Source organism: Streptomyces sp. NPDC057939, assembly GCF_042887545.1.
Classification (GTDB): Bacteria; Actinomycetota; Actinomycetes; order Streptomycetales; family Streptomycetaceae; genus Streptomyces.
In genome coordinates this window covers 38,036-51,246 of record NZ_JBHVPG010000029.1, presented here as the reverse complement: position 1 = coordinate 51,246, position 13,211 = coordinate 38,036, and the positions used below count along the sequence as shown (strand labels likewise).

Below are 13,211 nucleotides of genomic sequence, written 5' to 3'. Positions count from 1 at the left end.
TGGTAACGCACGGTGAGGATCCGTGGGGGAGTGGCCCGCCGGGCGCCGGTCGTGAGCCGCGCCGGGGGCAGCGCGAAGCCCCCGGTCACGGGGGAACAACCGGGGGCTCCACGGCCGCGACCGCCTTCGCGGAGCGCGCATTCAGAACGTAAGGCCGCCGTCGGGCGGTGGTCAAGCGGGTCGGAAGGGGGCCCGTGGACGCCGTTCCGCAGGGCCGATCAGGCCTGGGGCAGCCCGTCGCTCTCGGTGACGGAAGTGGCCGTTCCCGGGGTCGCAGCAGCCCCTGAAGTCCACTCGTATCCCGTACCGCTCTGGCGTACCAGGGTGTCGGCGAAGGGGCGCGAAGGGTCGTCCGAGAAGTGCGCGCGCTCGGCGCGCTCCCACCCGTCCCAGAAGTCGGAAAGTTCACGCCCGTCCCGGTTCCTCCCGCGCCCCCAGGAGGTCTCACGGGCGGTCTCCATCCACAGCAGCCGCGCCAGGCGCGGCCGCAGGGCCCGCCGGCCGGCCCCGACCCCCTCGACGAGCACCACCGGCGCCGGCTCCAGCACCCGCTCCGGCCCGAAGCGCCGTTCCACCCAGTCGTACGGGGCCCAGTGCGCGGCCCGGCCCGCCGCCAGCGGCTCCAGCACTTGCGCGTCCAGCCGGTGCCACCAGTCGAACAGCTCCTCGTGGGTGGCCACGTCGTCGAGGTGGAGCACCGGCGCACCGCCCAGGGCCCCGGCGAGCCCGGCGGCGAAGGTGCTCTTCCCCGATCCGGCGTGCCCGTCGACCCCGATCAGCCGGACCGGGCCGAGGGAGGGCGGCAGGGCGGCGAGCTCCCGCGCGAGTGACTCAAGCGACTGCTGTGGTTCCACCCGGCCAGCTTAGGCGGCCCGTCCGGAGGGGGTCGTTCACCCCGACACGTGCCCGTGGCTTCGGCCCCCGGCCCGCGGGAACTGGAAGGGTGGACGAGCCGATCCACCCGCACCGACCCCTGGGGGCCAACGCCGATGACCGCACCCACGCCGCGCCGGGCCCTCCTGGCCGTCGCCCTCGCCGCCGCCACCGCGGTCGGCCTCCCCGGGGGACGGGCCTCGGCCGCCCCGTCCTCCGTCCCGGGAACCGGACCCGTACCCGCACCCGCCGCCGGCGGGGACGCCGCCGCGACCGCCACCACGCGGACCGTCGACAACCGGTTCTGGTACTCCCTCGCCCACTGGCGGGCCGGTGCCCACAACGGCACCACCGCCGTCGGCGGCGCCCGCCCCGGCCTGGAGATCGCGACCCCGGTCGGTCGCACCGTCGACACCGACCCCCACACGGCCAGGAAGGCCACCTGGGAGTACGCCACCTGGACCTCGCCCGTCCACCGCTCCACGGTTCCCGCCACCGAGGCCGTCGCCTCCTGGAACGCCCGCACGCCCGCCGGCACCTGGATCCGGATCGAACTGCGCGGCACCTACACCGACGGCAAGGCCACCCCCTGGTACGTGATGGGCCGCTGGGCCGCCGGGGACGGCGACATCCGCCGCAGCTCCGTCGACGGCCAGACCGACGGCCGGACCACCGTGTGGACCGACAGCCTCGCCGTCGACAACCCGGCCTCCGGCGTCCGGATCAAGGACTGGCAGCTGCGCCTGACCCTGTACCGCAAGCCCGGCGCCGACCGGGGCCCCACCGTCTGGCTGGCCGGCGCGATGGTCTCCGACGTCCCCGACCGGTTCGCCGTCGCCGCCTCCACGCCCTCCGGCAAGGCCCACGAGCTGAAGGTCCCGCGCTACTCGCAGGAGGTCCACGCCGGCCGGTACCCGGAGTACGACAACGGCGGCGAGGCCTGGTGCAGCCCCACCTCCTCGCAGATGGTGGTGGAGTTCTGGGGCGGCCGCGCCTCCGCGAAGGCGCTGTCCTGGGTCAAGCCCGGCTATCAGGACCCCCAGGTCTGCCACGCGGCCCGCTCCACCTACGACGCCGCGTACAAGGGCTGCGGCAACTGGCCCTTCAACGCCGCCTACGCCGCCACCTACCGGGGCCTCGCGGGCGTCGTCACCCGCCTCACGTCCCTCACCGACCTGGAGACCCTGGTCCGGGCCGGGATCCCGGTGATCACCTCCCAGTCCTTCCGCGCCGAGGAACTCACCGGCGCGGGCTACGGCACGGCGGGCCACCTGATGACCGTGATCGGCTTCACCGCCGCCGGCGACGTGATCGCCAACGACCCCAACTCGCGCGACAACCCCGCCGTCCGACGCGTCTACAAGCGTCGGGAGTGGGAGAACAACTGGCTGCGGACCAAGCGCCACAACGCCGCCGGGAAGACCGTCTCCGGGACCGGGGGCATCTGCTACCTCTACGGTCCGGCCCGTCCGGGCCCGGTCCAGGCCGCCGCGTTGAAGGCGGTCGGAGTGTTGTGAAATCGCTCTGGCACGAACGGCTTAAAAGTCGGAATATGGGCATAAAGGGCACGTAAGGCTTCTCATAGGAGGCAGCCCGCCATGACCACCCATCCGAGAATCGAAAGCCACCCGGACCTCGCCGAAATGCGGACCAGGTTCGAGCGGATGACCAGCACTCCCGCGGCGCAGGCAGTCGAGGCGCTGGCCCTGATCACGGGCCTGTACCTGGCCGCCTCGCCGTGGATCGCGGGGTTCAGCGCGCTCTCGCCGCTGGCCATCAACAACCTCATCGCCGGCCTGGCGTTCTGCCTGTGCATGGGCGGACTCGGGTCGGCGTACGAGCGCACGCACGCGATGGCCTGGACGGCCGTCGCGATCGGCGCCTGGACGATCATCGCCCCGTGGGTCATCGCCGGTGAGATGGACACGACCCGCAGCGTGGTCAGCAACGTCATCACCGGAGCCGTCGCCCTCTGCCTGGGTCTGGCCATGGTGGCCATGGGCGGCCGCCGCCGGGACGGCATGACCTGACGTACGCGGTACCCGTCACCGGGTCCCGGTCGAAGCCCGCGCGAGCGGGTCCGGCCGGGGCCCGGCGGCGTGACGCGCGCCACCAGTGACGATCGTCTCCACCACAAAAGCCGCGTACGCCGGCACATTGGACGGCATGACCGCAGACAGCCCCGCCCTCAATGCCGCCACCCCCAGCACCGTCGCCACCGGCGGGCCCGACGAGGGCTCCTCGTGGCTGGAGCACGTGCTCGGCTGGACCCTCGTGGTGGTCGTCGCCATGTTCGTCACCCAGGTCGGCTGGATGTAGGTCCCGCCGGAGGCCGCGTGCCACGAGGCCGCCGGGCACAACCGTCGGTGACGATCACGTCCGAGGTGACCGGGCCCCGTGCGGCGCCCCGACCCGCTCGACGTCGCCGTCCGGAGGGATGCGGTCGAGCCGGCTCGGGCGCGCGGGTCTGCCATACTGCGGGCATTCCGTGGCAGTTCGAGGCTGGGACTGGATTTGAGTAGTGGTCAACAGCGGGGCGGGACCAGCCGTTCGCAGGTTCGACGGGCCGAACTCATAGCCATCGGACGCAAGTTGTTCGCCGGTACCTCGTACGACGCCCTCTCCATGGACGACATCGCCAAGCACGCGGGCGTCGCCAAGGGACTGATCTACTACTACTTCACGAGCAAGCGCGGATACTACCTCGCCATCGTCGAGGACTCCGTCGCCGATCTCGTCGCCCGCGCCGGCCGGGACACGGACCTCCCCGGCGCCGAGCGCGTCCGCCGCACCATCGACGGCTACCTCCACTACGCCGAGCACCACCAGGCCGCCTACCGCACCATCGTCACCGGCGGCGTCGGCTCGGACGCAGAGGTGCTCGCGATCCGGGACGCCGTGCGCGAGGAGCTGACGGCCACCATCGCGGAGGGCGCCTACGGCACCCGTACCGTCCCGCCCCTCGCCCGGCTCGCCCTCGTCGGCTGGCTCTCCGGCGTCGAGGGCGTCACCCTGGACTGGATCGGCGCCCTGGAGGCGGACGGGCAGCCCGACCGGGACGCCGTCGGGGCGCTGCTCGTACGCCAGCTCCGTGCGACGTTGACCGTGATCGAGGAGTTCGTCCCGCAGTGTCCCGCCCCTCCGGCGGTCCTGGACACGGCGTCGAAGCCCCTCGGCGACGGTGATGATCAAGCACCGGTGACGGAAAGCGTCTGATCGGGCATACTCAAGCCGCCGCAGCCGCTCTTCGAGCCCTTCCGTGACCCGGGAGGGCCGTGTCGGCTGTGAGAGCACCACAACCCGGCGGCGCGTCCCACACCTCACGCGTCGCCGCCGCGCCCGACCAGGGAGGAGAGCGCCGCCATGACCGACCGCGCCCCACAGACGGTGGACCGTCAGCTGCCCACCGAGGAGTCCCGCGACCTCCTGGCGCTCGTGCGCGAGATCGCCCAGCGGGAGATCCGCCCCCTGGCCGCGGACGAGGAGGAAGCCGGCCGGTTCCCCCGCGAGGTTTTCACCCTGCTGTCCGAGTCCGGGCTGCTCGGCCTCCCGTACGCCGGCGAGTTCGGCGGCGGCGACCAGCCGTACGAGGTCTACCTCCAGGTCCTGGAGGAGCTCGCGGCGGCCCGCCTGACGGTCGGCCTCGGCGTCAGCGTCCACTCCCTGGCCTGCCACGGCCTCGCCGGCTACGGCACCAAGGAGCAGCGGAGCGCCCACCTGCCCGACATGCTCGGCGGCGGGCTGCTCGGCGCCTACTGCCTGTCCGAGCCGGCCGCCGGCTCGGACGCGGCCTCGCTCACCACCAAGGCGGTCCGCGACGGCGACGACTGGGTGATCACCGGCACCAAGGCCTGGATCACCCACGGCGGGGTCGCCGACTTCTACACCGTCCTGGCGCGCACCGGCGTGCCTGGCCCCAAGGGCATCACGGCCTTCCTCGTTCCCGGCGACGCCCCGGGCCTGACGGCGGCCGTCCCCGAGAAGAAGATGGGCATGAAGGGCTCGCCCACCGCCCAGCTCCACTTCGACGGCGTACGGGTCCCCGACGCGCGGCGGATCGGCGACGAGGGCCAGGGCTTCTCCATCGCGCTGGCCGCCCTCGACGCGGGCCGGCTCGGCATCGCCGCCTGCGCCATCGGCGTCGCGCAGGCCGCCCTGGACGAGGCCCTCGCGTACGCGCTGGGCCGCAAGCAGTTCGGGCACCCGATCGCCGACTTCCAGGGCCTGCGCTTCATGCTGGCCGACATGGCCACGAAGATCGAGGCGGGTCGGGCCCTGTACCTGGCCGCCGCGCGCCTGCGGGACGCGGGCAAGCCGTTCTCCCGGCAGGCCGCGATGGCGAAGCTGTTCTGCACGGACGCGGCGATGGCCGTGACCACGGACGCCGTCCAGGTCCTCGGCGGCTACGGCTACACGGCCGACTTCCCCGTGGAGCGGCTGATGCGCGAGGCGAAGGTGCTCCAGATCGTGGAGGGCACCAACCAGATCCAGCGCATGGTCATCGCCCGGCACCTGGCCGGCCCCGAGACCCGCTGAACGAAGGGGCCGCGACCCCCGCGGGCCGCGATTCCGCGAACCCCCGCGGGCCGCGACCCCGCCCGCCCCGCCCGGGATCCGGCGGGGGCCGCCCCCACCCGACCCCGCGCGGCCCACGGCCCGCGGGGTCAGCCGCCGTACAGGGGGCCGCTGGGCCAGATCGGCGACGAGGCGACCCGGTGCCACTCGGGGTCGCGTCGCCCGGGCAGGGTGCGGCCCGCCTCGGTCCAGCGGGCGACCAGGTCGCGGTAGATGGGCGGGTCGGGGTGTCGCGGCCGGCCCGCCTGCCGGTCCTCCGTGCGCGGCCGGTCCGCCACCGACCGGCCCGCCTGCGGGCGCTCGGCCTGGAGGCGTTCGGCTTGCAGACGTTCGGCCTGGTGGCGTTCGGCCTGTGACCGGTCCGTCGCCGGTGGCCGGTCCCCGAGGTGGCGGTCCGCCTGCTGAACCGATTCCTCGAATCCGGGTGGTGCAGCCCGCCTGCGGCGTCCCGTCCGTGACGGGGAGGACTCAACCGTGCTCATGCAGGGGCAACGCCGGGCGTCCGCCCCGGGTAATCGCCACCCGGTCCCGCCCATCCGTTCGACCCCTCCCACCGGCCGCCCCCGCGCACGACCACCGCCCCGGCGGCGCGGGGCGCGGCCGGGCGAGCCGCGGTCGTCGGTGGCCGGCCGTGCCGGGTTGTCAGGATGTGCCACAACTCTGGCCCCGGGTCCAGATTCTGACGTACCGTCATATCCGCCGTGCAGCACCCCGCCCCCGTGCCCCGGAGGTTTGCCATGCCCGCGGACCGTCCCGTTCCGCTCGACGAATACCCCATCCACCAGGCCCCTTTGTCGATGAAGCACCTCGTCAGCGGCGACCGCAACGCCTACGACCGCTGCATCTTCCACGTCTTCGACCACGCCGGCCGGGCCGTCCTCATCCTGGGCCTCGGGGTCTATCCCAACGCCGGGGTCATCGACGCCTACGCCACGCTGCGCACCGGCGACGAACTCCGCGCGGTGCGTGCCTCCGACGCCCTCACGGACGACCGGATGAACCTGTCCGTCGGCCCGCTGTCCGTCACCGTCGACGTCCCGCTCCGCAGGTTCACCCTCAGGTGCGAACCCGATCCGGCGGATCCCGACGGGCTCTCCTACGACCTCACCTGGACCGGCGCCTTCCCCGCCGTCTGGGAGCCCCACCACGTCCAGCGCCGCGGCGACCGCCTGATGCTGGAGGGCCGCCGCTTCGTCCAGGCGGGCGAAGTCACCGGCCGCATCCGGACCGGCGGCGAGGAGATCACCCTGGCCCCGGGGGAGTGGACCGGCACCCGCGACCGCAGCTGGGGCGTCCGCCCGATCCCCGGTGAGGACGGCGGGCGCGCGGAGCGGGAGCACCGTCCCGAGGGCTTCCACTGGCTCTGGATCCCGGTCCGGTTCGAGGACCGCTTCCTCATGGTCATCGCCCAGGAGGACGCCGACGGCCACCGCACCCTCAATGAGGCAGTCCAGGTCTTCCCCGAGGACAGCGGCCGGCGCGACGTCCAGCTCGGCTGGCCGCACACCGAGATCCGCTACCGGCCCGGCACCCGGCACCCGCAGAGCGCCGTCGTCCACCTGACCGACCCCTCCCGCAAGCCCCTGGAACTGGGCGTGGAGATCCTCGCCTCCTCCCCGCTCGCCGTCGGCGCCGGCTACCCGCCCGCCACCGACTGGCAGCACGGAACCTGGCAGGGCCGCGGCTGGACCGACCGCCGCACCTACGACCTCTCCGATCCCGCCGCCCACCCGATGGCCGCCTTCGGCGTCACCGACCACTCGGCCCGCTTCACCCTCGACGGCCGGATCGGCCACGGGATCTTCGAACACGGCAGCTTCGGCCGCCACGACCCCACCGGCTTCACGGACCACACCTCCGTCGCCCCCTGACCCCCGCTGCCCGCAGCCCCGAAGGAAGGGCCGGTCATGGCCGCCACCGCTCCACGTCCCCGCACCTCAACCCGCGAGCCCGAGGAACTCGCCCGGCGCCTCGCCGCCTGGCTCGACGCACGGCTCCCCGGCGCCCGCGTCACCAACGTCCACGTCCCGGGCTCCAACGGCATGTCGAGCGAGACCCTCCTCTTCGACATCGAACACCCGAGCACCCCGCTGCGGGAGTGCGCCCTGCGGCTCGCCGCGGATCCGGCCGCGTACACCGTCTTCCCCACCTACGACATGCCGCGTCAGCACCGGGTGATGGACCTCGTCGCCCGCCACACGGACGTGCCCGTTCCGCGCGTGCAGTGGCTTGAGGAGGACCCGGCGCCGCTGGGCTCCCCGTTCTTCGTCATGGCCCGAGCCGAGGGCCGCGTACCGCCGGACGTGATGCCCTACACGTACGAGGGCAACTGGCTGCACGCCGCGACCGACGCCGAACGCGCCACGCTCCAGGAGGCGAGCATCTCCCTGCTGGCCCGCCTGCACGACGGGTTCCCGGCCGAGGAGGCCGCGTTCCTGCTGCCGCCGGGGGAGGGGAGTCCACTGCGCCGACACGTCGACGCGCAGCGCGCCTACTACGAGTGGGTGGTGGAGGGACTGGCCCGCTCGCCGCTCGTGGAGCGCGCCTTCGAACGGCTGGAGGAACTCTGGCCCGCCGACGAGGGGGACCCCGTCCTCAACTGGGGGGACGCCCGCATCGGGAACGTCATCTACCAGCCGGACGGCTTCGAACCCGTCGCGGTCCTGGACTGGGAGATGGCCGCCTGCGCCCCGCGCGAGGTCGACCTGGGCTGGACCGTGTTCCTGCACCGCTTCTTCCAGGACCTGACCGTCGGCTTCGGCCAGCCCGGCCTGCCCGACTTCCTGCGCCGCGAGGACCTGGAACGCCGCTACGCGGAGCTGACCGGCCACGTACCGCGGGACATGGAGTTCCACACGCTGTACGCCGCCCTGCGGCACGGGATCGTGATGCTGCGCATCGCCTACCGGCAGGCGCACTTCGGGGAGGTCGAGGTTCCCGCCGATCCCGACGGCCTGATCCTGCACCATGCCGGACTCGCCGCCATGGTGCAGGGGACGTACTGGTAGTCGGCCTCAGGCGGCCTGCGCGTGCCGGCGCATCTGCGGCAGCGGGGCCGCCTCCGGCCGCACCGGGCGCGAACCCGGACCGCCCACGTGCGAGAAGGGCTGCGTCCGCCAGTCCAGGCCCTGCGGCAGGTCGATGCGGACGACGGCCTCCAGCTCCGACTGGAGCAGGCCCAGGATGGGCAGCGCGTCCGAGACCGGCCGCCCGGTGCCCGCGCACACCGTGAGCCCGAACGGGTTCCACGGCGTCAGGCAGAGCGCGTGCTGCGGCAGGTGCTCCTCGTCCGCGACGAGGGCGATCGACTGCGCGCAGTCGGGGCAGACCGCGTGGTGGACGTCGAAGTCCTCGGGTTCGAGGTGGTCGTCGTCCTCGGCGTACGCGCCGTCGAGCAGTTCCAGGGGCTCCGGTTCGGTGCGACCGGCGCGCTTGGTGTTCAGCATGGATGTATTCCCCCTTGGATGGGCCGGGCGGTCAGGTTCTTCGGCCACGGCCACAGCAAGCACTTCCCGTCGCGCGGCACGAGTAACCACACGCGCGCGGTATACGCCCGTACACGCCTGTGGCATTCGTCACATGCCCGCCGCAGGTGCCACTTCTGCGTGGACAGCGCTGTGCCTGGAGCGGTTCTGGGCCGTAGGTTGAGCGGCTATGAGCGCAATGGAGGAGCTGGACCGCCAGATCGTGGATCTGCTCGTGCGGGACGGGCGGATGAGCTACACGGACCTGGGCAAGGCCACCGGCCTGTCCACGTCGGCGGTCCATCAGCGAGTACGCCGTCTGGAGCAGCGCGGAGTGATCCGCGGATACGCGGCCGTGGTCGACCCGGAGGCCGTCGGGCTGCCCCTGACCGCGTTCATCTCGGTCAAGCCGTTCGACCCCAGCGCCCCGGACGACATCGCGGACCGACTGGCCGGCGTGCCCGAGATCGAGGCCTGCCACAGCGTCGCCGGCGACGAGAACTACATCCTCAAGGTCCGGGTGGCCACCCCGCTGGAGCTGGAGGACCTGCTGGGCCGACTGCGCGCCCTGGCCCACGTCTCCACCCGTACGACCGTCGTCCTCTCCACCCCCTACGAGGCCCGCCCGCCCCGGGTCTGACCCCCGGCCGGGGCCGGCCGCGCACCCGGGTCCCGGCGGGTCGGGCGCAGGGGCCAGACTGGTCCGCATGACTGACCGCACCGCCGCCTCCGCCGACGCCGCCGGAGCCACCGCACCCGCCCGTACCGTCCTCCTGCGCGGCGGTGAGGTGCACAGCCCCGCCGACCCGTTCGCCACCGCGATGGTCGTCGAGCGCGGGCACATCGCCTGGGTCGGCTCCGAGGGCGCCGCCGACGCCTTCGCACGGGGGGTCGACGAGGTCGTCGACCTCGACGGGGCGCTCGTCACCCCCGCCTTCACCGACGCCCACGTCCACACCACCTCCGCCGGACTCGCCCTCACCGGCCTGGACCTGACGGGCGCCCGCTCGCTGCCGGAGGCGCTGGAGCTGGTACGGGCGTACGCCGCGGCCCGGCCCGGCGACCGGGTCCTCCTCGGGCACGGCTGGGACGCCGCCCGCTGGCCCGAACGCCGCGCCCCGCGCCGGACGGAACTCGACGCGGCCACCGGCGGCCGGCCGCTCTACCTGAGCCGGATCGACGTCCACTCGGCCGTCGTCACCACCGCCCTGCTCGAACTGGTGCCCGCGGTGCGGCCCGACGGGGACGAGCCGCTCACCCGCGACGACCACCACGCCGTACGGCGGGCCGCCCTGGCCGCCGTCACCCCCGCCCAGCGCGCCGAGGCCCAGCGGGCCGCCCTGGACCGGGCGGCGTCCCTCGGCATCGGCTCCGTGCACGAGTGCGGCGGCCCGGACATCTCCTCGGAGGAGGACTTCGCGGCCCTGCTGGAGCTGGCGGCGCAGCGCCCCGGACCGCGCGTGTTCGGCTACTGGGCGGACCGCGACCTGGACCGGGCGAAGGCGCTCGGCGCGGTCGGCGCCGCCGGTGACCTGTTCGTGGACGGGGCCCTCGGCTCGCACACGGCCTGCCTGCACGCCCCGTACACCGACGCCCCGCACACCGGGACGGGCTACCTGGGCGCCCCCGAGGTCGCCGCGCACGTCGCCGCCTGCACCCGGGCCGGCCTCCAGGCCGGGTTCCACGCCATCGGGGACGCCGCCCTCACTGCCGTCGTCGAGGGGGTCCGCGCCGCGGCCGAGGAGGTCGGCCTCGCCCGGGTCCGCGCGGCCCGGCACCGCGTCGAGCACGCCGAGATGATGACCCCGGCGACCATCGCCGCCTTCGCCGAGCTCGGCCTGACGGCCTCCGTGCAGCCCGCCTTCGACGCTGCCTGGGGCGGGGAGGACGGGATGTACGCGGACCGGCTGGGCGCCGACCGCGCGCGGACCCTGAACCCGTACGCGGCCATGCTCAAGGCGGGCATCCCGCTCGCCTTCGGCTCGGACGCGCCGGTGACCCCGCTCGACCCGTGGGGGACGGTCCGCGCGGCCGCCTTCCACCGCACCCCCGAGCACCGGATCTCCGTCCGCGCCGCCTTCACCGCGCACACCCGGGGCGGCTGGCGGGCCGTGGGCCGGGACGACGCGGGCGTCCTCGTCCCGGGCGCCCCGGCCGACTACGCGATCTGGCAGACGCGGGAGCTGGTGGTCCAGGCCCCCGACGACCGGGTCGCCCGCTGGTCCACCGACCCGCGCTCCGGCACCCCCGGCCTGCCCGATCTGAGTTCCGGCGCCGACCTGCCGGTGTGCCTCGCGACGGTCGTCGGCGGCCGGGAGGCATTCGTACGGCCACAGGGGTGATCCGCCCGGCCTCGGTTCGGTCCGGGCGCCCGGGGCCGGATAGGTTCGGCCCGGTCCACCGCAGGACGCCCGTACCGGACGGAGCCGTCTGCTCAGCGCACCCGCGCCTCGGGGGCGAGGGAAGGTTTCGCCGTGCGGCAGGTGGCTCCGGATCGGGGCCCGGCGGTCCAGTAGACAACGGTCACGGTGACCCGCAGCCAGCGGGCGCCGAGCCGGCCCGAAGGCCCGCCGGCCCCGATCGCTGTTCTAAAATCATCCAGTAGTGACGGGACGTGCCAGGCGGGCTGGACGCGAAGAACATGCAAGGGGACCAAGTGAGCGACGGCGGACAGCGGACCAACGGACCGCTCGGCACCACCCTGGTGATCATTCCGACGTACAACGAGGCGGAGAACATCGGCCTCATCGTCGGCCGGGTGCGCGCCGCGGTCCCCGAGGCCCACATCCTCGTCGCGGACGACAACAGCCCCGACGGGACCGGCAAGCTCGCCGACGAGCTGTCCGCCGACGACGAGCACGTGCACGTCCTGCACCGCAAGGGCAAGGAGGGCCTCGGCGCCGCCTACCTCGCGGGCTTCGCCTGGGGCCTGGAGCACGGCTACGGGGTCATCGTCGAGATGGACGCCGACGGCTCCCACCAGCCCGAGGAACTGCCCCGCCTGCTGACGGCGCTCCAGGGCGCCGACCTCGTCCTGGGCTCCCGCTGGGTGCCGGGCGGCCGGGTGGTGAACTGGCCCAAGAGCCGGGAGTTCCTGTCCCGCGGCGGGTCCACCTACTCCCGGCTCATGCTGGACGTGCCGATCCGCGACGTCACCGGCGGCTACCGCGCGTTCCGCCGCGAGACCCTGGAGGGCCTCGGCCTGCAGGAGGTCGCCTCCGCCGGCTACTGCTTCCAGGTCGACCTGGCGCGCCGCGCCGTCCGCAAGGGCTTCCGCGTGGTCGAGGTGCCCATCACCTTCGTCGAGCGCGAGCTCGGCGACAGCAAGATGAGCAAGGACATCGTGGTCGAGGCCCTGTGGCGGGTCACGCAGTGGGGCTTCAAGGAGCGCGCGGCGAAGCTGACGGGCAAGCGCCCCTCCTGAATCCGTCCGGGCCCCGCGGAACCGTGTCCAGCGCCGTTTCCGCAGGTCCGGCCCCTTGCCGGTGGGTCCGGGCGTCCCCTAGGGGATGTCCGGTACCTCCGACTGAGCTCGTTCTTAACCCGGTCCGGGCACACTGGGTGGTATGACGACCGGCATTTCGACGGCCCCCCGGCGGCGCTCGCCCGCCCGTACCTTCATCCCCCTGGCGGTCGCCGCCTGGCTCATCCTGGAGATCTGGCTGCTCGGCCTGGTCGCCGACGCGGCCGGCGGCCTGACCGTCGCGGCCCTCATCGCCGGCTCCATGGTGCTCGGCGTGGTGCTCATCAAGCGGGCCGGGCGGCGCGCCTTCCAGAACCTGACGCGGACCTTCCAGCAGGCCCAGGAGCAGGCCATGGCCGGCCAGGTCCCCTCCCCGCAGCCCACCAAGGGCTCGGGCAACGGCCTGACCATGCTGGCCGGGCTGCTGCTGATCCTGCCCGGCCTGCTCTCCGACGTGGCCGCCCTGCTCCTGCTGCTCCCGCCGGTGCGCGCCCTGATCGCCCGCCGGACCGAGCGCGCCGTGGAGCGCAGGATGGCCGCCTCCGCCCCCGGTGGCCTCGGCGACGCCTTCACCCAGGCCCGCATCCACCGCCCCGACGGCAAGGTCGTACCGGGCGAGGTCGTCCGGGAGGACGGCCCCGGGCAGCGGCAGGGCCCCGACACCACCTTCCACCCGCCGCTGAACCCGTAGGACGGGCGCCCGGGCCCGCACGCCAGGTGCGTGCGGGCCCGCACGCACGTCGAAGGTCGACGGCCCGTGCGCGGACGGCCGACAACGGGTACGCCGAGGGGCCCCGCCACTGTGTGTGGCGGGGCCCCTCGGCTTGTTGCGTGAT

The 13,211-nt window shown here is 73.9% G+C and carries 14 protein-coding genes; 11 read left to right on the top strand and 3 right to left on the bottom strand.

The window, feature by feature from the left end; translation table 11 throughout:
* Positions 1-218: 218 nt before the first annotated feature.
* Entirely contained in the window at positions 219-854 is a 636-nt protein-coding gene (locus tag ACFVS6_RS27210; RefSeq protein ID WP_389707783.1) for a uridine kinase, read from the bottom strand.
* A gap of 135 nt (positions 855-989) precedes the next feature.
* Here ACFVS6_RS27210 and ACFVS6_RS27205 point away from each other — a divergent pair, with 135 nt between their 5' ends.
* The 5 genes from ACFVS6_RS27205 to ACFVS6_RS27185 all read left to right on the top strand — a co-directional run bounded on the left by ACFVS6_RS27205 (position 990) and on the right by ACFVS6_RS27185 (position 5,409).
* Complete coding sequence (locus ACFVS6_RS27205) at positions 990-2,390, top strand: peptidase C39 family protein (RefSeq protein ID WP_389707782.1); 1,401 nt, start codon at positions 990-992, stop codon at positions 2,388-2,390.
* Positions 2,391-2,471: 81 nt separating this feature from the next.
* Complete coding sequence (locus tag ACFVS6_RS27200) at positions 2,472-2,903, top strand: SPW repeat protein (RefSeq protein ID WP_389707780.1); 432 nt, start codon at positions 2,472-2,474, stop codon at positions 2,901-2,903.
* A gap of 136 nt (positions 2,904-3,039) precedes the next feature.
* Positions 3,040-3,192: an SCO1431 family membrane protein gene (locus ACFVS6_RS27195; RefSeq protein ID WP_281205189.1), complete on the top strand. Its 153-nt coding sequence runs from the start codon at positions 3,040-3,042 to the stop codon at positions 3,190-3,192.
* 195 nt (positions 3,193-3,387) lie between these two features.
* Positions 3,388-4,089: a TetR/AcrR family transcriptional regulator gene (locus ACFVS6_RS27190; RefSeq protein ID WP_389707778.1), complete on the top strand. Its 702-nt coding sequence runs from the start codon at positions 3,388-3,390 to the stop codon at positions 4,087-4,089.
* 147 nt (positions 4,090-4,236) lie between these two features.
* The gene (locus ACFVS6_RS27185) at positions 4,237-5,409 is read left to right on the top strand and encodes an acyl-CoA dehydrogenase family protein (RefSeq protein ID WP_389707776.1); all 1,173 of its coding nucleotides are present in this window, start codon (positions 4,237-4,239) and stop codon (positions 5,407-5,409) included.
* Positions 5,410-5,537: 128 nt separating this feature from the next.
* On the opposite strand, the gene ACFVS6_RS27180 is transcribed toward ACFVS6_RS27185, so the two are convergent.
* Positions 5,538-5,930, bottom strand: a complete 393-nt coding sequence (locus ACFVS6_RS27180) for a hypothetical protein (RefSeq protein ID WP_389707774.1) — start codon at positions 5,928-5,930, stop codon at positions 5,538-5,540.
* Positions 5,931-6,185: 255 nt separating this feature from the next.
* Here ACFVS6_RS27180 and ACFVS6_RS27175 point away from each other — a divergent pair, with 255 nt between their 5' ends.
* Positions 6,186-7,319: a hypothetical protein gene (locus ACFVS6_RS27175; RefSeq protein WP_389707772.1), complete on the top strand. Its 1,134-nt coding sequence runs from the start codon at positions 6,186-6,188 to the stop codon at positions 7,317-7,319.
* A 36-nt stretch (positions 7,320-7,355) separates the two neighbouring features.
* Positions 7,356-8,456 (top strand): phosphotransferase family protein, encoded by a 1,101-nt coding sequence (locus ACFVS6_RS27170; protein WP_389707771.1) that lies wholly within the window; start codon positions 7,356-7,358, stop codon positions 8,454-8,456.
* Positions 8,457-8,462: 6 nt separating this feature from the next.
* On the opposite strand, the gene ACFVS6_RS27165 is transcribed toward ACFVS6_RS27170, so the two are convergent.
* Positions 8,463-8,894 (bottom strand): hypothetical protein, encoded by a 432-nt coding sequence (locus tag ACFVS6_RS27165; RefSeq protein WP_389707769.1) that lies wholly within the window; start codon positions 8,892-8,894, stop codon positions 8,463-8,465.
* Positions 8,895-9,111: 217 nt separating this feature from the next.
* Here ACFVS6_RS27165 and ACFVS6_RS27160 point away from each other — a divergent pair, with 217 nt between their 5' ends.
* The 4 genes from ACFVS6_RS27160 to fxsA all read left to right on the top strand — a co-directional run bounded on the left by ACFVS6_RS27160 (position 9,112) and on the right by fxsA (position 13,066).
* Positions 9,112-9,552: an Lrp/AsnC family transcriptional regulator gene (locus ACFVS6_RS27160; protein ID WP_030011705.1), complete on the top strand. Its 441-nt coding sequence runs from the start codon at positions 9,112-9,114 to the stop codon at positions 9,550-9,552.
* 67 nt (positions 9,553-9,619) lie between these two features.
* Positions 9,620-11,254, top strand: coding sequence for an amidohydrolase (locus ACFVS6_RS27155; RefSeq protein ID WP_389707768.1), 1,635 nt, complete (start codon positions 9,620-9,622; stop codon positions 11,252-11,254).
* A gap of 299 nt (positions 11,255-11,553) precedes the next feature.
* A complete protein-coding gene (locus ACFVS6_RS27150; protein WP_389707847.1) occupies positions 11,554-12,336 on the top strand; it encodes a polyprenol monophosphomannose synthase in 783 nt (260 codons plus the stop codon).
* A gap of 142 nt (positions 12,337-12,478) precedes the next feature.
* Positions 12,479-13,066, top strand: coding sequence for an FxsA family membrane protein (fxsA, locus tag ACFVS6_RS27145; protein WP_389707766.1), 588 nt, complete (start codon positions 12,479-12,481; stop codon positions 13,064-13,066).
* Positions 13,067-13,211 lie beyond the last annotated feature (145 nt).

What these genes read in the sequence shown, in the direction of transcription:
- ACFVS6_RS27160 (WP_030011705.1), top strand. Translation starts at nt 9,112, where the DNA reads ATGGAGGAGCTGGACCGCCAGATCGTGGATCTGCTCGTGCGGGACGGG.
- ACFVS6_RS27205 (WP_389707782.1), top strand. Translation starts at nt 990, where the DNA reads ATGACCGCACCCACGCCGCGCCGGGCCCTCCTGGCCGTCGCCCTCGCC.
- ACFVS6_RS27150 (WP_389707847.1), top strand. Translation starts at nt 11,554, where the DNA reads ATGCAAGGGGACCAAGTGAGCGACGGCGGACAGCGGACCAACGGACCG.
- ACFVS6_RS27170 (WP_389707771.1), top strand. Translation starts at nt 7,356, where the DNA reads ATGGCCGCCACCGCTCCACGTCCCCGCACCTCAACCCGCGAGCCCGAG.
- ACFVS6_RS27200 (WP_389707780.1), top strand. Translation starts at nt 2,472, where the DNA reads ATGACCACCCATCCGAGAATCGAAAGCCACCCGGACCTCGCCGAAATG.
- ACFVS6_RS27155 (WP_389707768.1), top strand. Translation starts at nt 9,620, where the DNA reads ATGACTGACCGCACCGCCGCCTCCGCCGACGCCGCCGGAGCCACCGCA.
- ACFVS6_RS27180 (WP_389707774.1), bottom strand. Translation starts at nt 5,930, where the DNA reads ATGAGCACGGTTGAGTCCTCCCCGTCACGGACGGGACGCCGCAGGCGG.
- ACFVS6_RS27165 (WP_389707769.1), bottom strand. Translation starts at nt 8,894, where the DNA reads ATGCTGAACACCAAGCGCGCCGGTCGCACCGAACCGGAGCCCCTGGAA.
- ACFVS6_RS27195 (WP_281205189.1), top strand. Translation starts at nt 3,040, where the DNA reads ATGACCGCAGACAGCCCCGCCCTCAATGCCGCCACCCCCAGCACCGTC.
- ACFVS6_RS27185 (WP_389707776.1), top strand. Translation starts at nt 4,237, where the DNA reads ATGACCGACCGCGCCCCACAGACGGTGGACCGTCAGCTGCCCACCGAG.
- ACFVS6_RS27175 (WP_389707772.1), top strand. Translation starts at nt 6,186, where the DNA reads ATGCCCGCGGACCGTCCCGTTCCGCTCGACGAATACCCCATCCACCAG.
- fxsA (WP_389707766.1), top strand. Translation starts at nt 12,479, where the DNA reads ATGACGACCGGCATTTCGACGGCCCCCCGGCGGCGCTCGCCCGCCCGT.